19 protein-coding genes are annotated in these 22,514 nt (G+C 54.9%); 15 read left to right on the top strand and 4 right to left on the bottom strand.

All coding sequences use genetic code 11. From position 1 onward, the window contains the following. Positions 1-101: 101 nt before the first annotated feature. Positions 102-2,051, bottom strand: coding sequence for an MFS transporter (locus tag dmul_RS03805; protein WP_020876338.1), 1,950 nt, complete (start codon positions 2,049-2,051; stop codon positions 102-104). Between the two features lie 317 nt (positions 2,052-2,368). Between dmul_RS03805 and divK the strand changes: the two genes are divergently transcribed. From divK to dmul_RS03870, 14 genes are all read left to right on the top strand, one after another. Beyond that, entirely contained in the window at positions 2,369-2,722 is a 354-nt protein-coding gene (gene divK, locus dmul_RS03810) for a DVU0259 family response regulator domain-containing protein (RefSeq protein WP_020876336.1), read from the top strand. A gap of 457 nt (positions 2,723-3,179) precedes the next feature. Beyond that, a complete protein-coding gene (hmcA, locus tag dmul_RS03815; RefSeq protein WP_020876335.1) occupies positions 3,180-4,811 on the top strand; it encodes a sulfate respiration complex hexadecaheme cytochrome HmcA in 1,632 nt (543 codons plus the stop codon). A 102-nt stretch (positions 4,812-4,913) separates the two neighbouring features. Then, positions 4,914-5,987 (top strand): sulfate respiration complex iron-sulfur protein HmcB, encoded by a 1,074-nt coding sequence (gene hmcB / locus dmul_RS03820; protein WP_040415170.1) that lies wholly within the window; start codon positions 4,914-4,916, stop codon positions 5,985-5,987. Next, entirely contained in the window at positions 5,987-7,216 is a 1,230-nt protein-coding gene (gene hmcC / locus dmul_RS03825) for a sulfate respiration complex protein HmcC (RefSeq protein ID WP_020876333.1), read from the top strand. The genes hmcB and hmcC overlap by 1 nt, the downstream gene beginning before the upstream one ends. A 27-nt stretch (positions 7,217-7,243) precedes the next feature. Continuing rightward, entirely contained in the window at positions 7,244-7,375 is a 132-nt protein-coding gene (gene hmcD, locus dmul_RS21060) for a sulfate respiration complex protein HmcD (protein WP_020876332.1), read from the top strand. A gap of 26 nt (positions 7,376-7,401) precedes the next feature. Further along, a complete protein-coding gene (hmcE, locus tag dmul_RS03830; protein WP_020876331.1) occupies positions 7,402-8,091 on the top strand; it encodes a sulfate respiration complex protein HmcE in 690 nt (229 codons plus the stop codon). A gap of 78 nt (positions 8,092-8,169) precedes the next feature. Next, on the top strand, positions 8,170-9,564 hold the full coding sequence (hmcF, locus tag dmul_RS03835; RefSeq protein ID WP_020876330.1) for a sulfate respiration complex iron-sulfur protein HmcF: 1,395 nt from the start codon (positions 8,170-8,172) through the stop codon (positions 9,562-9,564). Positions 9,565-9,573: 9 nt separating this feature from the next. Then, positions 9,574-10,113 (top strand): hypothetical protein, encoded by a 540-nt coding sequence (locus dmul_RS03840; RefSeq protein WP_020876329.1) that lies wholly within the window; start codon positions 9,574-9,576, stop codon positions 10,111-10,113. A 3-nt stretch (positions 10,114-10,116) separates the two neighbouring features. Beyond that, positions 10,117-11,040 (top strand): universal stress protein, encoded by a 924-nt coding sequence (locus dmul_RS03845; RefSeq protein ID WP_020876328.1) that lies wholly within the window; start codon positions 10,117-10,119, stop codon positions 11,038-11,040. A gap of 43 nt (positions 11,041-11,083) precedes the next feature. Further along, positions 11,084-11,488 (top strand): response regulator, encoded by a 405-nt coding sequence (locus dmul_RS03850; protein ID WP_020876327.1) that lies wholly within the window; start codon positions 11,084-11,086, stop codon positions 11,486-11,488. 88 nt (positions 11,489-11,576) lie between these two features. After that, positions 11,577-13,076 (top strand): ATP-binding response regulator, encoded by a 1,500-nt coding sequence (locus dmul_RS03855; RefSeq protein WP_020876326.1) that lies wholly within the window; start codon positions 11,577-11,579, stop codon positions 13,074-13,076. A gap of 3 nt (positions 13,077-13,079) precedes the next feature. Further along, positions 13,080-14,633, top strand: coding sequence for a PAS domain-containing sensor histidine kinase (locus dmul_RS03860; RefSeq protein WP_020876325.1), 1,554 nt, complete (start codon positions 13,080-13,082; stop codon positions 14,631-14,633). Beyond that, positions 14,620-15,765 (top strand): sensor histidine kinase, encoded by a 1,146-nt coding sequence (locus dmul_RS03865; protein WP_020876324.1) that lies wholly within the window; start codon positions 14,620-14,622, stop codon positions 15,763-15,765. Before dmul_RS03860 ends, dmul_RS03865 begins: the two co-directional genes overlap by 14 nt. An 80-nt stretch (positions 15,766-15,845) precedes the next feature. After that, on the top strand, positions 15,846-16,502 hold the full coding sequence (locus dmul_RS03870) for a response regulator (protein ID WP_020876323.1): 657 nt from the start codon (positions 15,846-15,848) through the stop codon (positions 16,500-16,502). Between the two features lie 39 nt (positions 16,503-16,541). Here the strand turns inward: dmul_RS03870 and dmul_RS03875 are convergent, their stop codons facing one another. Together dmul_RS03875 and dmul_RS03880 are read right to left on the bottom strand one after the other, a co-directional pair. After that, positions 16,542-17,894, bottom strand: a complete 1,353-nt coding sequence (locus tag dmul_RS03875; RefSeq protein ID WP_020876322.1) for a GAF domain-containing sensor histidine kinase — start codon at positions 17,892-17,894, stop codon at positions 16,542-16,544. A 284-nt stretch (positions 17,895-18,178) separates the two neighbouring features. Continuing rightward, positions 18,179-18,649, bottom strand: a complete 471-nt coding sequence (locus dmul_RS03880; RefSeq protein WP_020876321.1) for an MFS transporter — start codon at positions 18,647-18,649, stop codon at positions 18,179-18,181. A gap of 283 nt (positions 18,650-18,932) precedes the next feature. On the opposite strand from dmul_RS03880, the gene dmul_RS03885 reads away from it, so the two are divergent. Beyond that, positions 18,933-20,504, top strand: coding sequence for an imidazole glycerol phosphate synthase HisHF (locus tag dmul_RS03885; protein ID WP_020876320.1), 1,572 nt, complete (start codon positions 18,933-18,935; stop codon positions 20,502-20,504). Between the two features lie 18 nt (positions 20,505-20,522). Here the strand turns inward: dmul_RS03885 and dmul_RS03890 are convergent, their stop codons facing one another. Next, positions 20,523-22,169: a DEAD/DEAH box helicase gene (locus dmul_RS03890; RefSeq protein WP_020876319.1), complete on the bottom strand. Its 1,647-nt coding sequence runs from the start codon at positions 22,167-22,169 to the stop codon at positions 20,523-20,525. Between the last annotated feature and the right edge of the window lie 345 nt (positions 22,170-22,514).

Raw genomic sequence — 22,514 nt, forward strand, 5'->3', positions numbered from 1 at the left:
AGCATCTGTTCACTTCTTCGGCCGTATAACCGCTCATCCGCTTGAAGGCATGGAAATTTATCACAGCTGTAATGGATAAATAAAGCATTTTATAAAATGGGTTATGGATGATTGCCCCGGAGGGCGGCCACCGCTTCCCGGAGGGCTTCGGCCGTGGCCTGCTCCGGAGGCATCGGCGGGGCGCAGACGATTTCGACCTTCGACCGCAATCGTCTGGGTCGCCGCGTCATGGCCGGACCCCCTTTATGGCTGAAAAAGCTGCCCCATAACCCTCTCAAGGCCATGGGAATTACAGGGACCGGCCTGCGATTGAGGATTGTTTCCACGCCGGGACGGAATTGCTGAATGTTGCCGTCAGTCGTCAGTTTCCCTTCAGGAAAGATACAGACCAGTTCCCCGTCGGCCAAGGCCTGATCAATGGTTTCGAACGCCTGGTGAAAGGTCTGGGGATCGATATTTTCGGAGGTAATCGGAATGGCCTTTCCGGTGCGAAACACAAAATGGAGCACGGGAAGGCGGTATATGGGTTCGAAAACCACGAAACGGACAGGGCGTCGCAAGGTTCCGGCTATGAGCAGCCCGTCGACATAGCTGACGTGGTTGCAGACCAGAAGGGCGGCGCCTTCATCCGGAACGCGGGAAAGCCCCTCGTGTCGCACTCGGTAAAGGGTATGCGTCAGGATCCAGATCAGAAAACGCATGGTGAATTCCGGAACCACGGAGTAGATGTAGGCGGCCACCAGGATGTTGCCCAGGGCGACGATCAGAAAGAAATGTGGGATGGATAGTTTCAGGATTCCGAGAAAAAGGATGCCGATCCCTGTTGAAAGCACCATGAAAAAGGCGTTCAGGATGTTGTTGGCAGCGATGACCCTGGCGCGGTAGCCGGGCTCTGTTCGCAATTGAACAAAGGCGTTCAGAGGGACAATGTACAATCCCCCGGATATGCCGATAAGCACGAGATCGCACAGTACACGAGGGCTGCCGGGGGTGGATATGAAGCGGGTGATGTCCATCAATTGGGACACCTCCGGCGGATCGTAGGCCAGGAACAGGTCGATGCCGAAGAGACTCAATCCCAGGGAGCCCAGAGGGACCAGGCCCAATTCCACTTTTTGGCCCGAAAGTTTTTCGCACAGCAGGGAGCCCGCGCCGATGCCGATGGAAAACATGGTCAGAAGAAGGGTAACCACGCTTTCATCGCTCCTGAGAACGAACCGGGTGAAGTTGGGGATCTGGGTCAGGTAAGCCGATCCCAGGAACCAGAACCACGAGATTCCCAATATGGAGAGAAACACCGAATGGGTTCGACGGGCATAGCCGATGGTTTTCCACGTCTGGGTCAGGGGGTTTATGCGAATCGTGATCGAAGGGGAGAGGGCTTCTGCCCTGGGAATGAGGCGTGAGACGCCCCATCCGGCAATTGCAACGACGCAGACTGTAAGGCCGATCCAGATCGTACCGTTTTCGAGTTGAACGAGTACTCCCCCGGTAATGGTGCCGAGCAGGATGGAGACAAAGGTGCCCATGCCGACCATGGCGTTGCCGCCGACGAGCTCTTCGGGGGCGAGGTGCTGAGGGATGATGCTGTATTTGACGGGGCCGAAAAAGGCCGACTGGGCTCCCATGAAGAAAAGCAGAAGCATGAGGGCGATCATGTTTTCAAAATAAAAGGCGGCGGCGGCAAATCCCATGATGACGATTTCCATCAATTTGATTCGCCGGATCATCATGGCTTTTTCATATTTATCCGAAAACTGGCCGGCCGTGGCGGAAAACAGGAAAAACGGCAGAATGAAGAGACCTGCCGACAGGTTGATCAGAATGTTGGTATCGATCTCCAGCATTCGGGAGCCCTGGTATGCGATCAGGATGATGAGGGCGTTTTTGAATACGTTGTCGTTGAACGCTCCGAAAAACTGGGTCCAGAAAAAGGGCGCGAAACGTCGAATCCTGAGCAGCCCGAACTGGCTTTGCGGGATAGGTTCCTTGTTTTTCGGGGTCGATGTCATGGGTATCGCTTCATCGGGGTTCAGGTCTTGAAGACACATCTCGTTTCCGGAATGGCTGCCACTCTAATTTTTTAAGCGATATCTGTCAAGAAATGATGGCGAGGCTCACGGGTGTTTGGTCGTATTCGGTACGTCGTCGTTCGTGCGGAGAGTGTGGGCATGGGCGATGAATAACGGTCGTTCCAGTCTGAGGTAATCGTACTGGCAAATGCGGTATGAATTCATGGGAACTACTTGCCAAATTGTATTTAAAGGGTTAAGATGACCCCCATTTGAAGCGGTCGGGGCCGATGCGCCGATGCCCTCAAATCACCGATAAACGATACCGTATAATCCCAAACCAAGAGAGGTGCCGAATGGCAAAGAAAATTCTGGTGATCGATGATGATCCGGTGGTGGTGAAATACCTGGTCAGCCTGCTGGAGGACAACGGATACGAGACCTGTACGGCCAAGGACGGGCTGGAGGCCATGGAGGTTCTCAAGGCCGAGCGGCCGGACCTCATCACCCTGGATCTTGAAATGCCCGAGGAGTGGGGGACACGGTTCTACCGGAAATTCAAGAAGGACGAAGCGCTCAAGGATACGCCCGTACTGATTATCAGCGGCATGCCTTCACGACATCTGTCCGTTCGGGACGCTGTGGGATATTTGGCAAAGCCTTTTGATCCGGATAAGGTACTGGAACTCGTTAAAAAAGCCGTCGAATAACCGCCCGCTTTCCCGAAGTCGGGTTCCCTCTACAAGCGTTACACCTGCCGGGCGACGGCCAGACTCCCCGGCGGTGTTTCAACGCGGAAAACGCTCACTGCTTTGTCGGCTCATCCCTCGTCGGTTACGTCTCATAACGCTTTTCTCCGGGGCCGACGAGTTCGACGTCAAAACACATCGCTTCCTTCTGTCTGCAATATCGTTTGCGGGACTGTTCTATCAGATACCCCAAACATGGGATAGGTCTCTCTGGGTTCATAATAAATTTGATGCCTTCAGTTTATATTTTGGAAAAGACCCTATGTTCCAGGATGTAAAAATAGGGTTGGAGTTTACATAAAATACATTAAAGGCCTTATTTACCCCTGGTGGACAAGTTCTGTAGAGTACCGCCAATATTCGTATCAGAATCTGAGTTTCCTGCTAAAATCTAAACGCACTTTTAAGGATGTCAATCATGGTGAAGGGAAAGATGAAGTATTGGTGGGTTGGAGTCACAGCCGCGATCTTTATGGTCACAGCGGTCTGTATCGGGGCTCAGGAGGTGGGCACGCCGACCGGAAAGGATGCCCGGGCGGACATGATAACAATCGATGCGTTAAAGGTCTTCGGTTATCTCGAGAAGCCGGCGGTGGTGTTTCTGCACGACGCGCATACCGATGCCCTTAAAAAGAAAGGCAAGGATTGTTCAGCCTGTCATTTGTCCCAGGAGAAGTCCAACAAGATACCGGGGACCTTCAAAGCGGCCGTCGACGGCATCGATCCCCTGTCCCCCAAGTTCAAACGCCTGAAAGACACGGCCCGGGAGGAGGTGATGGACGTTTACCACACCTTCTGCATCAGCTGCCACAACGATATGGCCGCCGAAGGTGACAAGTCGGGCCCGGTAACCTGCGGCGAATGTCACAAGGAGACCGATGTCGTTTCCAACCGGGTATTGATCGGGATGGACAAATCGCTTCACTACCGTCATGTGGCGGCCCAGGAGAAGAAATGCGAAACCTGCCACCATGAATATGACGCGGAGAAGAAGGTGCTTTTCTACGCCAAGGACAAGGAAGGCACCTGCCGCTATTGCCACAAGGCCGAGACCGAGGAGAATCGAATCTCCATGCGGGAGGCGTCCCATCTTGACTGCATCAGCTGTCATCGCAAGCGGTTGGCCAAGAACGAGACGGCAGGCCCGATCTACTGCAGCGGCTGCCATGATGCGGCTTCCCAGAAGAAATTCAAGCAGATCGAGAATGTCCCCCGGATGGAGCGAAAACAACCGGATGTGGTCCTCGTCAAGGTCGGCGAGGTCAAGCCCGATGAGGGCGACAAAGTCGGTGACGTGAGGATGAATCCCGTCAGTTACGATCACAAGGCCCACGAAGCATATAACGACACCTGTCGGGTCTGCCACCATGCCAGCATGGAGAGCTGCAGCACGTGTCACACCATGGCCGGCAGCAAGGACGGCGACCATGTCAATCTGGCCCAGGCCTATCATCTCATCAATTCGGAGAAAAGCTGCATGGGCTGCCATGAGCAGGAAAAAGCGGCCTCTGAATGTGCTGGATGCCATGTTTTTATGGAGAAACGGCGGAAGCAGGCCGATGAAGCCTGTCTGAAATGCCACGAGGAGATGGCGCCCGAGCTCCGGTCTCTGGCCCTGGAAGACGAAAAACGGGTTGCTGAAATGATGGTCGGTGCCCGGACCTACACCACGGAAACCTATGATAATGAGGATATCCCCGAGAAAGTGGTCATTAACGTGATGGCGGAGCCGGATGATCGTTACGAAGCGGTGGATCTGCCCCATCGGAAGATTGTTCGGAAATTGACGGAGAACATCAAGGACAGCAAGCTGGCCACCTACTTTCACCGGGAGAAGGGCACGCTCTGCCAGGGATGCCACCACAACAGCCCCGTCTCGAAAAAGCCGCCCAAGTGCGCCACGTGCCATGGCAAGCCTTTTGATGAGCGAACGCCCATGAGGCCGGGGCTGATGGGAGCGTATCACCAGCAGTGCATGACCTGCCACGCGGAAATGAAGCTGGAAAAGCCTGCCGGATGTACCGGCTGCCACAAAGAGAAGAAGCAGTAACTATATCAATTTCCCTATCTCCGGTCGTCCGTCGGCCCGATTTGAAACGGGCCGACGGATCTCGACGGCGGGAGATACGTCAAACCGACTGAGGAACTGAATATGTCCGTATCCCGAAGAAGATTTCTAACATGGATGGGCGGTGCGAGCTTTGCTACAGCCGTTGGGCGAAAAGCTCATGCCGGAACGAACAAAGAGTTCAAAGGATACCCAGACAGCATGGGCGTGTTGCACGACACGACGCTGTGCGTCGGATGTCGACGCTGTGAGGAAGCCTGTAACAAGGTTAACGATCTCCCGGCGCCGGACGTATCCTTTCGGGACGAATCCGTTCTGAACCAGGAGCGAAGAACCACCGCCAAGGCCTATACCGTCGTCAACAAGTATGCGGATCCCGATCGCCCCGGAGGGGTGACCTTCCGTAAACTTCAATGCAATCACTGCAAGGAGCCTGCCTGCGCATCGGCATGCTTTGTCAAAGCGTTCAAGAAGACCCCCGAAGGTGCCGTGGTTTATGATGCTTCGGTCTGTGTCGGGTGCCGATACTGCATGGTGGCTTGCCCCTTCAATATCCCGGCCTACGAGTATGAAAAGGTTCTCGATCCCAGGGTGATGAAGTGCACCATGTGTCACCCGCGAATTCTCGAGGGTAAAATCCCCGGCTGTGTGGAGGTCTGCCCCGTTGAAGCGCTTACCTTTGGAAAACGTGAGGACCTTATCAGGATCGCCCGGGATCGCATTCGGAAATACCCGGAAAAATATGTCGATCACATCTATGGCGAATATGAGATGGGCGGTACCAACTGGTTGTACATTACCGGCACCCCATACGAAGAGATCGGGATGCGCGAGGATCTCGGCACCACGTCCGCGCCGGAGTTGACGGCGGGGGCTCTCGGGGCGGTGCCCATCGTCGTCGGTCTGTGGCCGGTGCTGTTGACCGGCATATGGGCCATGACCCAACGGAAAGAGAAGATTTCGGCGGAGGAGAAAAAAGAGGCCGTGGCGCAGGCGGTAGCCAAAACCGAGGCTGAGGCCGAAGAGGCCATGGCCGCGGCCATGGAGAAGGCAAGGAAGGATCAGGACGCCGCCGTCAAAAAGGAAGTGAAAAAGGCCCTTGAAGAGGCTAAAAAGGCCAAGGAGGAGGGTACGGACAAGAAGGAGGAGGATGTCTGATGTCTGAGCAAAACGTCGTCGCCAAAAAATCATTTTTTCCGACGGATCGATCCCTGTATACCCCCTTCAATGTAGTCTGCGGGGTGATCCTGCTGGTGGGGCTGCTTCTGACCGTGATGCGGTTCACCGGCGGGTTGGCCGCGGTGACCAACCTGGATGACAATTATCCCTGGGGGCTGTGGATCGGATTCGACCTGATGGCCGGCGTCGCGCTGGCAGCGGGCGGTTATACGACCTCGGCCGCGTGCTACATTTTCGGGATAAAGCGCTTCCATTCGGCGGTCCGTCCGGCCATTCTCACCGGTTTCCTGGGCTACGCCCTGGTCGTGGTGTCGCTGAATTACGATGTCGGCCGACCGTGGCGGCTGCCTTATCCGTTTGTCGTGCAGCGGGGCACCACCTCCCTTCTCTTCGAAGTGGCCGCGTGTGTGGCCCTCTACCTGACGGTGCTCTTCCTGGAATACTCCCCTGCCGCTTTGGAATGGCTGGGCTTCAAGAAACTGCGAAACACCCTGGTCAGGATCACCATGGTGTTGACCATTTTCGGCGTGGTGCTGTCCACCTTGCACCAGTCCTCCCTGGGTGCGCTTTTTCTGATTGCACCGTCCAAGCTGCATCCCTTCTGGTATTCCACCTATATTCCGGTCTATTTTTTCATATCCAGTATTATCGCCGGACTATCGATGGTGATTTTCGAGGGAACCCTGTCCCACAAATATTTCCATGACAAAATGGATGCGACTTACCGGTCGGAGCATGACGGTCTGGTGCTCGGCTTCGCTAAAGGAGCATCCTTCGTCATGGCCGGCTACGTCATCATCAAGATCATCGGCATCGCCGTCGAGAATCAGTGGCATCTGCTGGCGACGCCTTACGGGCTGTGGTTCCTTGTCGAACTGATCGGCTTCGTGGCCCTGCCCTGCTATCTGTATGCGGTGGGCGCCCGGGACAAGAACCTGAAGCTGATTCAGCGGACATCCATCATCGCCGTGCTGGGCATTATTCTTAACCGGCTCAACGTGTGTATCATCGCCTTCAACTGGTATCTGCCCTGGAGTCAGAAGTATATTCCCCACTGGGGGGAGGTCGGATTGACGATCTTCATGCTGACCGTCGGCGTCCTCGTCTTCAGGTTCATTGTCACGCGACAGCCGATTTTCTATGAACATCCCGAATACCAGGCACATCATGCTGAAGACCTCGATGTACACCACAAAGCACAACACTAAAGATAACGGACCTTGGAGGACCATGTTATGGACGGCATATTTTACACGCTTCAGGATTTCATGACCCATACCAAAGGGGTTACCTATATCATTATGGTGCTGGCTTTGATCAGCATCACCGCGTTCTGGCGTTTCCTAACCGACAGAGATGACGATTAACCGTCGGCACAAAAGGAGATTATAATATGGAGATGGATATATATAAATTGGTAACCGGACCGGTGGCGTGGTTGGCGTTCGGCATCTTTTTCATCGGGGTTATCGTCCGAGCCGCACTCTATATCAAGGGTCTGGACTGGCAGATGGATCGCGTCGCCTATACCGCTCACCGAAAGCACGGTATCAGGGGTGCCATAAGATCCATCGCGGCGTGGCTTGTTCCTTTCGGGACCCACAGCTGGCGGTTCTATCCCTTTTTCACCATCGTATTTTTCACATTCCACATCGGGTTGCTGGTGGTGCCGATTTTTCTTCAGGGTCATTCGATCCTCCTCAAAGAGCGGTTCGGCTTCGGCCTTCCGACCATATCCGATTTCAGCGCCGACATGCTCACTATCGGCGTGATGACGGCAGCGGTGTTCCTTGTGCTGCGGCGTCTGGCGCTTCCGGAGGTTCGTATCATTACGACCTGGTATGATTATCTGGTGCTTGCCATTGCCGTAGCGCCGTTTCTGACGGGTTTTCTGGCGGCACACCGGATCGGGAACTATAATTTCTGGTTGATATCACACATCATAACAGGCGAAATCATGCTGGTGGCGATTCCGTTCACCAAACTTTCCCACTTTGTCCTTTTCTTCATGAGCCGAATGCAGATCGGTATGGATTTCGGCATCAAACGCGGCGGCATGAAAAGCAAGGGGATGGCGTGGTAGTTCTGACGATACAGGGTGGATCGGACCGCGGGACCGGCTCCGCCTGCAACGGATAATAGAGATAACGAGGTATCCATCATGGCATTAGGCAAGCTCTGCAACAGAGAACCCGTCAATACCCTGGAGCAACTTCAAGAGCTCCTGAACGACAAGGGCGGCAAACAATATTATGAAGAAATGAGCGATCTTGACGTCGATCAGGCGCTCTTGTGGAATACCATCCAGAAAACCATCAAGGCCAAATCCAGGATCAAAACCTGGCTCGAGATCTGTGCCCACTGCGGCATGTGCGCCGACAGCTGTTTTCTCTATCTGGCCAACAACAAGGATCCCGAACAGGTGCCTTCCTACAAGATCCAGTCGACGCTGGGGGAGATCGTCAAACGGAAAGGCAAGGTCGACAACGCCTTCATGCAGAAGGTCATGGACACCGCATGGTCCAAATGCACCTGTTGCAACCGATGCGGCCTTTACTGTCCCTTCGGTATCGACATGGGCGTCATGTTCAGCTATCTCAGGGGATTGTGTTTCCAGCAGGGATTCATTCCCTGGGAGATGAAGATCGGTTCCGGAATGCATCGGGTCTTTCGTGCCCAGATGGATGTCACCACTGAGGACTGGGTTGAAACCTGCGAGTGGATGGCCGAGGAGTGGGAAGAGGATTGGCCCGGCCTGGAGATCCCTGTCGACAAGGAGAACGCGGACATCCTCTACACCGTAAACGCCCGGGAGCCTAAACACTATCCCGAGGATCTGGCGGAGGCGGCGGTGCTCTTCCATCTGGCGGGTGAGAACTGGACCGTTCCCAGTGAAGGTTGGGAGGAGACCAGTCTTGCCATGTTCGCCGGGGACTGGGAGGGGTGCAAGCTGCAAGTTCAGTCGGTATATGATGCCATGAAGCGTCTGAACCCCAAACGGATGGTCGTCACCGAGTGCGGTCACGCCTACCGCGCCACCGTCATCGAAGGCCCTTACTGGGCCGGCCTGAAGGACGGCCAAACCCCCATTCCCAGTCTTCATTATGTCGAGTGGGTGGCCGAAGCCCTGAGGACCGGAAAGCTCAAGATCGATCCGGCCAAGCGGATCAAGGAGCCGGTAACCTATCAGGATTCCTGCAACTATATCCGTAACGCCGGTCTGGCCGACTGCGCGCGTGAAATCATGAGCTATATTGCCGAGGATTTTCGCGAAATGACCCCCAACCGCGAGCATAATTTCTGCTGCGGCGGCGGCGGCGGTTTCAACGGCATCGGGCGATACCGGAAGGAGCGGAACATCGGACTGAAGGTCAAATGTGATCAGATCCTGGCCACCGGCGCAAAACTGGTCATCTCACCGTGCCATAACTGCTGGGATGCCATCCGTGATCTGGAAGAGGTTTTTGAGGTCGGCATCCGGTGGAGCTTCCTCAAGCCGCTTCTGTTGAAAATGGTCATCGTTCCGGATCATCTGAAGCCGTCTGAGGAGGAATAATCTCGAATCATGAATCAGGTCACGCTGAAGGCCGACGGTACCCTGGCGGAAGGGGGTAAGGCGGCGGAGGCCGACCCCCTGTTGTATCTGGGGTGCCAGGTGGTCCTCGAGGAAGCCTGCACCCTCAGAAGTGTTTTTCGGATGCTGGAGCGATACCCGGCCTATCAGAAACTGAACGCCTTCTGGCCCTCTTATCTGGCACAGTTTCACAACAGTCCGGATTCAGGATGCCTTTACGACGGATTCAGATTTTTGGAATTTTCAAAGAACGTCGAGATGATCGGATTTCCGGGAAAGCCCCGCGTGGAAATCTACAACTCCTTTTACGGCGTTGGAGATGGCGGGGAGGCGGTGATGCTCAGGTCCGTCCCTCTGGAAAATTTGCTGGACATGCCGGTCAAGCTGGGCCGTCTGAAACATATCGTATTCGGTGATCGGGTTGATGTGCTGGCATTTGACACGGTTTTCAATCTCTTTGAATTGATCGACGGGATTCTATGGGAACTTGGCTTTCAGGGGACGCTGATGGCCTGTGAATTGAGGAGGTAAACAATGTTCAAGAAGATATTATTTGCAACGACGGCCACGCCGGCTTGCGACAATGCAGCCCATGTCGCCTTTGATCTGGCCAGGAAATATCAGTCGGAACTGACGGTCCTGCATGTTTTCGGCCGCCCGTCACGAGGATTCAGCGCCACGGTCACCGACAGCAGAAGCGGTGAGGAAGACTATGTGGATGCCGATTACGTGGAATGGGTCAAGGATGAGATGAAGACCTATTATGCCGAACAGAGCAAGGCATCCGGTGTGGAACCGACGATGTTGCCGGTGGTGGGCATCCCCCACACCGAGATCCTGCGCTACCTTCGCAAATCGGACGTCGATCTGTTGATTATGGGTGCCCACTCCCGACAGGAGGATCCCGGCGCCACCCGCTATCGGAGTGTTGTGGGCAGCACAATGCAGCGGGTCGCCAAGGCCGCCCGATGTCCGGTTTTAATCGTGAGCCGCCCGTGCACTACCTGCCTCTGGTATTTTTCCAATATCATTTTCGGAACGGATTTTACGAAGGCATCGGATTCCGCTTTTAAATTCGCTTTTAAACTCTGTAAGGAAATCGGGGCAAAGCTCTATATGTTTCATGCCCTGGATCTCAGCAGCGTTCAGTCGGGAACCGTCCTCGAACAGTCGGAGATCGAGGCGATGATCAAGGCGGCCCAAAGAAAGATGGAACTCAAATATGTCTCCCAGATGGGCGATTACGACAACTATGAGATTGAAATATGGGAAGGGATCCCCTATGTCGAAATCCTGAAGTATGCCCGGGAGAAAAACGGCGATCTCATTGTCATGGCTCACCACACGAGAGAGATCGATCCCGAGCAGGCGCTCCTGGGAAGCACGGTAGAGCAGGTGGTCCTCAGGGCATCCTGCCCGGTGGCGAGCGTGAACCGTCCAGACAAGGTGTCGGATTAGTCGATTTCCAAATGGGGAGATCGGGTTTTCATACGGGGTTTCCATGAAGAAGAAAAAGGTTCTGGTTGTAGACGATGAACTGGACATGAGGATCTATATTTCAACGGTCTTCGAGACGAGTGGGTATGAAGCGGTCACGGCGAGAGACGGAAAAGACGGTCTGGCCAAAGCCAGAAAGTTGCTCCCGGACCTGATCATTCTGGATATCATGATGCCGGGGGAAGGGGGCGTCCTCATGTACCGGCATCTGAAATCCGACGATGTCTTGAAAGATATCCCCGTTCTGATGCTCTCCGGGGTCGGGAAACAGACCTTTTTTCATTACCTGAAGATGATGAATATTCAGCCGGACGACGCCATCCCCGAACCTGAAGCCTATGTCGAAAAGCCGCCCAAGCCGAATGAATTGCTGGAGATTGCGGAATCCTTGCTTCGGCCGGCGGCTTGAGACGTTCTTTCCCGTCATTATCCATTCGTTGCTTCCATGTCGTCCAAAGCGTCCCCCTTGGCGTTAACTTCTTACCAGGTGGTTCCATATGGACAAACGACTCTTGCTGGTAGATGACGAAGACGATATCCGGGAAATCCTTTCCATTTATCTTGCCGATCTGGGGTATGCCGTCGATGCGGTCGCCGACGGCGTCGAAGCCCTCGAAGTGTATCGCCGAGAGCGACCGCCTCTCGTCATTACCGATATCAAGATGCCCGGCATCGACGGCATCGATCTCCTGAGGGAGATCAAGCAGATGGATTCGGACACGGAAGTTATTATGATCACCGGCCACGGCGATCTTGATCTGGCCATCAAGAGCTTGAAGCACGAGGCCACCGATTTCATCACCAAGCCCATCAACCATGACATCCTCGATCTGGCGGTCAACCGTGCCTGGGAAAAGATCACCATGCGCCGGCAAATCCGCGAACACACCGAAAATATCCATCGTCTGGTTCAGGAAGAGCTGCGCGTCACCCGCCATAAGTACCATCAGCTTTTCGAAGCGGCACCCTGTTATATCACCGTTCAGGATCGACACCTCAAGATTACCGAAAGCAATCGGCTTTTCAAGTCCCACTTCGGCGACGCCGCCGGTCTGAGTTGCTATGCCGCCTACAAACACCGACAGGAGCCATGTCCGGAATGCCCGGTGTTGATGACGTTCGATGACGGAGAGTCCCACCGGACCGAGACGGTCGTAACAGCGAAGGACGGCCGCCAATACAATGTGCTGATTACCACGGCGCCCCTTCGGGATGCCGCCGGTCGGATCACCCATGTCATGGAGATGTCCATCGATATCACCCAGATTCGGCAGCTCCAGGATCAGCTCACCAATCTGGGACTGTTGATCAGCTCGGTTTCCCACGGGGTCAAGGGCTTGCTGACCGGCATGGACGGCGGCATCTATATGCTGCGGTCCGGGATCAGGAAGGAGGACATCGCGTTGATGGAAGAGGGGATGGAGATTGTGAGGCAGATGGGGATGCGACTCCGCAAGCAGGTGCTCGACATCCTCTATTACGCCAAAACCCGAGAGCTTCAGACCGAGAAGGTCGAGGTGCAGGCCTTTGCCGAAAGCGTCGCCAATACCGTCGTTCCCAAGGCCGAAGCCGCCGGCGTCGCGTTCGTTCGGATGTTCGATCCTTCGCCGGGCGTCATGGAAATCGATCCGGACGTGGCGACGGCCGCCCTGGTCAACATCCTTGAAAACGCCATCGACGCCTGCAGCGAGAAGATGGACAAGGCTGCCCACCAGGTCGTGTTCACTGTCAAGGGTGAACCTGATGCAGTGCTTTTTGAGGTCCAGGACGACGGCATCGGCATGGACCGTGAAACCCGTGAGAAGATGTTTACCTTGTTTTTTTCCAGCAAGGGAAACAAGGGCACCGGTCTGGGACTCTTCATCGCCCACAAAATGGTCGATCAGCACGGGGGAGATATTACCGTGGACTCCACGCCGGGGAAGGGGAGCCGGTTTCGAATACGACTGCCGAGGATGCAACCCGGGAAGAATGCGCGACCGTTGAACGGGGGATGAACCATGCAGGTTAATCTGCCTATTCTTTTGCTTTTACTGTGTGTCGGAACGCTGGTTTGCTTCCTGATGCTCAAATTGGTTCGACAGCGTCGGGAGTACCGTATCCTGTTTGAAAGCGTACCCTGCACGATCTCCATTCAGAACAAGAACTTCGAAATTATTCGATACAACCGTGAATTTGCCGACACCTTCGACATCAGCCAGGGGAAATACTGCTACACGGTCTATAAGGGCCTCCGTGAGCGGTGTGTGTCCTGCCCCGTTTCCAGGACCTTCAATGACGGCAAATCGCATTACAGCGAGGAGGAGCGGACCAACAAGGATGGATCGAAGAAGTTCTGGATCGTCAAGACCGCACCCATCCGCAACACCAAGGGCGAGATAACGGCCGCCATCGAGATGTGTCTGGATGTGACCCATCGAAAGGAACTCGAAGAGGAGCTTTCCCGATCCGAAAAGAAGTATTACGCTATTTTTAACAACATTCCCAATCCGGTATTTGTTCTGGATCCCGATTCTCATCGAATTCTGGATTGCAACCGGAGTGTCGAGGCGGTTTACGGCTATGCGCAATCCGAGGTTATCAGCCGTTCCTTTCTCGACTTTTTCGTTGAAGAGGACAAATCTCATTACGAGTTCAATCTCAACAAAGCCAGCGAGATTAATCAGGTCAAGCAGGTGACCAAAGACGGAGCGATTCGCTTTGTCAACATCCGGATTTCGCCTACCGAATTTCTGGGGCAGCACGTGCTTCTCGTGACCGCAGGCGATATCACCAAGCGACTCGAGGCCGAGCATCAGCTTTCCCAGGCCAGTAAGCTTGCGACATTGGGCGAGATGGCAACCGGCGTCGCCCATGAATTGAACCAGCCCCTTACCGTCATCAAAATGGCCAGTACCTTTTTTATGAAAAAGATCAGCCAGAACGAGGCGATACCGGCGGAGATTTTGCGCAATATGTCCGAGAAGATCAGTAACAACATCGATCGGGCGAATCGGATCATCAATCACATGCGGGATTTCGCCAGAAAATCGGATATGCGGCTGGACAAGGTCCAGGTCAACGATGTCCTGGGAAAAGCCTTTGAAATCTTCAGCCAGCAATTCAAGTTGAGGCAGATCGCGGTGACCTGGGAGCTACAAAAGAATCTTCCCGTCATCATGGCCGATGCGGGCCGGCTGGAACAGGTTTTCATCAATCTTCTGGTCAATGCCCGCGACAGCATCGAGAAAAGATGGGCCAAGTCAGACCCGAATGCCGTTTCCGAAAAGCGGATTTTTTTGAAGACGGCCCTGAAAGGCAAAAAGGTGGTCGTTGAGGTGGAAGACACCGGTACGGGGATTCCCAAAGGCATTCAGAACAAGATCTTCGAGCCCTTCTTCACAACGAAGGAGGTGGGAAAGGGAACAGGTCTTGGGCTTTCCATCAGCTACGGTATCGTCAAGGATTTTCACGGCGAGATCCGGTTGTGCGACCCTTTTCACGGCGGTGCGTGTTTCCATTTGGAATTTCCCATCCATCAACTGACACAAGATGTGGAACATGGAAAAAAATAAAATATTGCTGGTCGATGACGAAGAAGATATCCGGGATATTCTGGGGATCGTGCTTACGGATATGGGATATCGGATCTATTCCGCAAAAGATGGTGAAGAAGCCCTGCGGATATTCGATCGGGAACTCCCGTCGATAGTGCTGACCGACATCAAGATGCCGGGAATGGACGGCATCGAACTCCTGAGGGAAATCAAGCGTCGGGCACCCGAGACGGAAGTGATCATGATCACCGGTCACGGGGACATGGAATTGGCGGTTAAAAGCTTGAAATACGAGGCAACGGATTTCATCACCAAACCCATCAACGACGATATTCTGGAAATTGCCCTCAGGCGGGCCAACGAACGCATCGTCATGAAGAAACAGCTCACGATGTACACCGAAAACCTGGAGCGGTTGGTGGAGGAAAAGACCCGAAAGCTGGTGGAGACCGAGCGTCTGGCGGCCATCGGCCAGACGGCGGCCGGATTGGCCCATGCCATCAAGAATATCACCGGGGCGCTGGCCGGCGGCGTTTTCGTGCTGGACAAGGGGTTCGAACTGGGGAACCGTCAATACATCCGGAAGGGATGGAAAATCGTCAAGAAAAATGTTAAAAAAATCAATAATGTCGCTGTTGAGTTGCTGAATTTTGCCAGTGAAAGAAACCCCAGCTACCAGCATTGCGATCCCAATGGACCGGCGCGGGAGATTTACGAACTGATCAAGCCCCAGGCGAGGGAATACGGCATCACCTTTCATCTGAAGGTGGATGAAGACCTCCCCTATGTCTGGTTCGATCCCGATGGAATCCACCGGGCCCTCCTGAATCTCGTCACCAATGCCATGTATGCGTGCATGGACATTCGATGTACGCTCAAGAAAAAGGAGATCACGCTTCGTACCTTGCGGTCTCCCGGCTGGGCCGTCGAATATCAGGTGGAAGACACCGGCTGCGGGATGGAGGAGGAGATAAGGGGCAGGATTTTCCGGAATTTTTTCAGCACTAAAGGTTATGACGGAACCGGTATGGGTCTCATGATCACCAAGAAAATCATCGATGAGCACGGCGGAACCATCGAGGTCCGTTCCCAAAAAGAGGTTGGAACGATCTTCTCGATCCGGCTGCCGCAAACGCGTCGAATGGATTGAGCGGAGGATATCATGATCCGGAAGCCCGCGGTTTCAGGTTTAGGCGACGGGTCGATCAACATGGAGAGAGAGCGTTAGTTATGGAACAAGCCTACAGCATCGTTATTGTCGAGGATCATCGTATTCTTCGGGAAGGACTCCGTTCCCTTCTTTCTCAAAATCCGGATTTCAACATCGTCGGAGAGGCGGAAAACGGACTTGATGCGATCCGACGCGTCCGGGAACTCATGCCGGATTTGGTCCTGATCGACCTTTCCATGCCCAAGATGGACGGCCTTGACGCCATTCGCGAGATCAAGGGGGAGTTTCCCGACATCAAGTTGCTGGTGCTCACCGTACACAAGGCCGAGGAGTATGTGTTCGCTGCCCTAAAGGCCGGGGCGAACGGCTACCTGCTGAAGGACAGCACCTATACGGAACTCCGGTTGGCCATCGAAAACGTGTTGGCCGGGCGGACCTATCTCAGCCCGGGTGTTTCGGAGAAGTTGGTGGCCTCCTACCTGGAAGGCAAGAAACCGCCTCAGAGCGAGTCCTCTCTGGATGCCCTCACCCAGAGGGAGCGACAAATCCTCAAGATGATCGCCGAGGGCCACAAAAACCGAAAGATCGCGGAATATCTCTGCATCAGCGTCAAGACTGTCGAAAAGCACCGTTCCAACCTTATGAAAAAGCTGGATCTCCACAATGCTTCGGAACTCACCGCATACGCTATCGAAAACGACCTCATTACCCAATGAGGTACTCCTGAAGCTGATGCCGGGCCTCTGCGAAGCACGTCAATAAGACCTTACGCATGAGTAACCCCATCGGGCTTCCACCCGGGTGCCCTTGCCCGGAGACGACGTGATGCGGAACGACCCTCCCGAGAGTTCGGCGCGTTCTTTCATTCCGGTCAGACCAAAAGCCAGAGCCGAAGATCCCGAGGTCATGAACCGGTCCACGCTGAATCCGCGTCCGTTGTCCTCAATCCGTAATTCAAGAGCATTGTCCTTTTTCCCCAGGTAGATCGACACTGCTCCGGCGTCGGCATATTTGGCGATATTGTTCATGGCTTCCTGAACAATCCTGAAGATGATGATCTTGAGGGTTTCGGGTACCTGATCCTCCTCGATCTCAATGGTTTTCGTCAGGCGGATATGGGAGTAGACGGAAGTGAACTGCCTGCAGAACCATCCGATGGTGGCCAGAATGCCCAGATCGTCGAGAATGGAGGGGCGCAGGTTCATGATGATGTTGCGGATTTCTTCCGAACTTTCCTGCAGAAGGGGCACCAGCGCATCCAGACTTTTGATCGCCTGGCGGGCCACTTTGCCGTCGAGCTGTTGGATAACGGTCTCTACCATGAACTTGACGGCGGAAAGGCATTGACCGATGCCGTCGTGGAGATCCGCGGCGATGCGTTTCCGCTCCGCTTCCTGAGCGTTCAGGAGACGGCTGGAAAGAACTTCCAGGTCCCGGGTCCGCTCTCTGACGCGCCGTTCCAGTTTGTCCCGGGCCTCGCGAAGAGCAACCTCCTTTCGCTTACGGTCCCTTTCCACATCAATGCTGTGAAGGGCGTAGGCGATGTCGTCCGCCACATCCTTGAAGAGTTCGTGCTCCTCAGGATCCTGACTGTAGGCAATTGGAACGGAGACTGTGAGAATACCGTATATGCGGCCGTCATGTTCGAGCCGGGCCGAGATGGACCCCCTTCCGTCATACATATAGGATACCGGGCAGTTGAGGCATTCCCGGCACGGATTCGTGGTGACCAGAAACCGGTCTTCACTCAGCACCATGTGACAGCATCGCGGCATGCGGTCGTTCTCGATTTTTTGGAGGATTTTCTGGAAATCCGCGCCCAGGCCCGCTTCCGAACCCGTGGTAACGCGCCCGTGTTCATCCACCAGGACGATCCAGGCATTGTGGAAGCTCCGCTTTTCGATAAGACTCGAGCAGATGCCCTGGATCAGCGATTGAGGGTCCTTTTCCTTGATGATGAGTCGGCTGACATCGCGGATGGAGCTCAACACCGCATTGAGGTGGCTGATCTTGTCCTTTTCTTCGCGGCGCTGGGCGATCCGGTTTTTCAGCCCCTCGACCCGGGTCGCCAGTTCTAAGCATTCGTTGTAGATTGACGTGTCATTCATGGTATGATCGACTATTCGGGAATAGGGTTGTTCTCAATAAACTACTGTATAGTGTTTAAATTGAAAATACAACGCGCATTTTCAGCAGATAGGCGACGTCAAGGGCGTTAAGTTCGGTGTCTGTCCGTCGTTGACGGCGGGCATGGCATTTTCAGGAATGTCGGCCGGAAAGAAGGGTGTAAGCGGTTGGGATCCTGGGATCTACTGCAGGCAGTTCGGATCTACAGTCATTGAGGTTCTTCAGTACGGCAATGACGGCAGGGCGACCTGGGAAGCCGGACGGATCAGGGGGTCGGCTCCACCCGAATGGCGTACCGGCGGCCCCCCATGCGGAGAATGTAGGCATTGTCTTCCCCCTCGAGCATACGCGAGAGTTTGAGAAGGCCCCGTTCGCTGAATTTTATCCGTTCATCTTCCCGCATGATATAAAGCTGGTCGGCTTTGATAAAAAGTGTTTCCGGGGAAAGGGGCAGGGTTTCGCCGGTGTTGAGGTGGAGACGGATCGGGTCGGCATCTTCGACGTCGACGACGAAGAGGGGTGTGTCTTCATAAGAAAAATAGACTTTCTCAATATAGTCGCCGTTGACCTGGGTCAGAAAGTAGCCGGCATCGTCCTTCCGGATGGATCGGTTGAAGTGATCGATGATGCTCTTCTTCTGAAAGGGTCCCTGGGCGTTGTGCCAGCATCCCCTGGCGTCCATTCGGAACACGGCCTTTTCCTTGGGGATGACGATTTCCTTAAGCACTTCCGGCATGGCGTCTCCTTCCTTTGATCCCGCATCCTGACGATGTCCTTCGTTTCCTTACACCAAAAGTCACTGGGGATCAACCGGCGAATTTTTCCATATCACCGCATCACCGCCTGCGGGAGAAAGGGGTGCACCCAAACTCCGTTTGACTCCTCCAGGCGAATTGTGTAAGCATTTCCTGCTCGATTTTCGACTTTCACAGGCCGTATCTTTCCGGTCACCATCATGAAAGTCGAAAGTTGAATTTCCTGCTTTCAGAGACGACAAATGCAAGGGACGGAACAGAACGATGATTACTTTACTGGATTACGGCGCGGGTAATGTGCGAAGCGTAATCAACGCCGTCGAGAGCCTGGGCGAGACGATCCGGATCGCCTCCAGCGGGGAGGATATCCTGGCTGCGGAGCGGCTTATTTTTCCAGGTGTAGGGGCGTTCGGCAACATGATGCGCATCCTGAACGAAAAGGGATTTGCGGCGCCGTTGAAGGCCTATCTTGCGGCGGATCGCCCCTTTCTGGGTATCTGTCTGGGGCTTCAGGCGCTCTTCGACGGGAGCGCGGAGGCGCCCGGCGTGACGGGACTGGGGTTTCTGCCGGGAACCGTGAAACGGTTCGAAACCGATCTGTCGGTACCCCACATCGGGTGGAACGGCCTCAACGCCAGGAAGCCTTCCCGGATCTTGAACGGGCTTTCGGGCCGTGAAAAGGTCTACTTCGTTCACTCCTACCATGTGGCGACGGACGATGCCTCCGCCGTCCTGACGACCACCGATTATGGGAATCCCTTCGTCAGCGCCGTCCAGAAGGGGAACGTCATCGCCACCCAGTTCCATCCGGAAAAGAGCGGAGAGACCGGCCTTCGGATCCTCGAGAACTTTATCCGTCCCGACGTCGCCCCGTATCTGCCTATCGGGATGTCCGGGACGACCCGCCTGGCCAAGCGGATCATCGCCTGCCTGGACGTCCGGTCCAACGACCAGGGCGAACTGGTGGTCACCAAGGGCGATCAGTACGATGTCCGGGAGGACGGAGAGGTGAGGAACCTGGGCAATCCGGCGGCGTTGGCCGGCCGCTACTACCGGGATGGCGCCGATGAGATCACCTTTCTCAACATCACCGGTTTCAGGGATTTTCCTCTGGAAGACATGCCCATGATCGAAGTGCTCAAGCAGACCTCCCGTCATGTCTTCGTTCCCCTGACCATCGGCGGCGGCATCCGGGACTATACTGACAAGAACGGCAGACGCTACACGGCCCTGGAGGTGGCGGCCGAGTATTTTCGATCCGGCGCCGACAAGGTTTCCATCGGCAGCGACGCGGTCTATATCGTCGAGGAATACCTGAGAACCGGACGGCGGACCGGGGAAAGCACCATCGAAGCCATCGCCCGGGTTTACGGCAACCAGGCGGTGGTCATCTCCGTGGATCCCCGCCGTGTTTACGTTGCTTCTCCCGGCGACACCCCGCACCCCGTTATCGAGACCGATTTTTCAGGACCGAATGGCGAAGGTTACTGCTGGTACCAGTGTACCGTCAAAGGCGGGCGGGAGGGGCGAGACGTGGATGCCGTGACCCTGGCCCGGGTCTGTGAAACCCTGGGGGCGGGGGAGATCCTCCTCAACTGTATCGACCGGGACGGCACCAACGCGGGTTTCGACATCGAGCTGATCAATGCGGTCAAGGGTGCTGTGACCATTCCCGTCATCGCCTCGAGCGGGGCTGGATGTGTTGCGCATTTCCACGAGGTGTTCACCCGGACGCAGGTGGAGTCGGCGCTTGCCGCGGGTATCTTTCACCGGGAGGAAGTCCCCATCGGCGAGCTCAAACGCTACCTGAGCGGCAAGGTCGAGATTCGGCTGTAGGTGAGGGGCGAAAAACGGTCAGGAAGCCTTTGGCTCCCTTACGGCATCCCGAACCTGGATCCTGCGACCGTCCAGAACGACGTTTTCAAAGGCATCCCGGATTTTTTTCGCAGCGCTCCGCTCCACTTCAAAGAACGAAAATTCGCGTTTCAGATCGACGGCGCCGATCATATTTATGCCGATCCCGGTTTTCGAAGCGATGAGACGCGCGACGGCCTTTGCGTTGATCTTGTCCAGACGGCCGATATTGATGAAGAACCGTCGCGTTTTTCTGAGCGTCGTTCGGTTTTTCGGAGCAGGGGTTTTTGATCCGGCGGTCTTTCCGGCACCCAAACCCTTGACGTTCACATGGATATCCTCTGCCGTCCGGTAGTAGGCGTTGAACCGGTCGAACTCCGCGAACAGGAATCGCTTGATCAACTCTTCCTTGTCAAAGGGTGCCAGTGCGGTCAATATGGCGGGCAGATGGGCATCGATGTCCGTTTTGTCCACCTCCGTTCGGACGATTTTTCCAATCAGCCCCAACAGCCGTTTTTCGCAGATCGCCCGGCCGTCCGGCATTTTCGAAAAGGTGAACCGGATATTCCGCCGGGCCTCCAGCTCGCGAATTCTGCGTATTTCCCTGGTGTTGACAAGAGCGATGGATTCCCCGGCCTTTCCCGCACGGGCGGTTCTCCCACTGCGATGGGTGTAGATTTCCATCTCATCCGGCAGGCGGTAGTGAATGATATGGCTGATCTCCTCCACGTCCAGCCCCCGGGCCGCCACATCCGTTGCAACAAGAATCCGAACCGCACCCTGCCGAAATTTTCTCATGACGCCGTCGCGCTGGGTTTGGGACAAATCGCCGTGAAGCGTGTCGGCCGGATGTCCGTCCTGTATGAGTGCATCGGCTACGGCCTGGGTCTCCATTCGGGTCCGACAGAAGACGAGGGCGAAGATGTCCGGGTTGAAGTCGATGATTCGCTTGAGGCCCTCATACCGGTGCCGTTCATGGATGACATAACAGGTATGGCGAAGGCCCTTCGGGCTCTGTTTCCGGCCGCCGACCCGCACCTCCGTCGGATTGGTCAGGTATGTTCGTGCGATGGCGGCGACGCCGTCTGCCATGGTAGCGGAAAAGAGCCAGATATTTCGATCCCCGGGCATCTGCTTGAGGATACGGTCGATATCCTCTTTGAAGCCCATGTTGAGCATTTCATCGGCTTCATCGAGAACCGCGCAGGAGACGTGGGACAGGGACAAGGCTTTGCGGTCGAGGAGATCCATGAGTCGCCCCGGTGTCGCTACGATGATCTGGGGGCCTTTTCTGAGCAGCCGAATCTGGTTGGAGACGGCGGCTCCGCCGTAAACGGCGATGATACGGATTTCCCTCAGATGCCGTGCATAATGTTTCAGATCTTCCGTAATCTGCAGACACAGTTCTCTTGTCGGACAGATCACAATGCCTTGGGGTCGGGTATCGGCGGGATGGATTCGTTGAATCAGCGGCAGTCCGAAGGCACCGGTTTTACCGGTACCCGTTTCAGCCAGCCCCACAAAGTCCTTTTCTCCTGACAGGAGTGCGGGTATCGCGCGTTGTTGTATCGCCGTAGGCATTGTAAACCCCATATCGGCGACGGCTTCGAGAAGTGCCGCATTCAGCCCTAATTCGCTAAAATTCATTTGATTGTTCTTTCTTGAAAATATGCGCCGGAAATTGACGCAAGCGGTGATTCCGGCTGCGGTTTTTTTATGACGCAGCCCAAGGCTGCGTCATAAAAAAAGCCGTCCGGTGTGATCCGGACGGCATCTCGTTCACTGGTGTCGGCGCCGGTGTTTCCAGTGGTATGGTGCCGAAAATATATTGAGCGATCACCGGCTGTTTATCTGAATTGGATACTTATATCTTTTCCATTCCGATTTTTCAAGTGCTTAAAAATGGAATTTCGAATCTGTTGGCATTTCCATGATTTTTCTGTTAATTTTGTTTCTTTTATTACGCGACTTTCGACTTTCACAGGCCGTATC

It is taken from the genome of Desulfococcus multivorans, assembly GCF_001854245.1.
Lineage (GTDB): Bacteria > Desulfobacterota > Desulfobacteria > Desulfobacterales > Desulfococcaceae > Desulfococcus > Desulfococcus multivorans.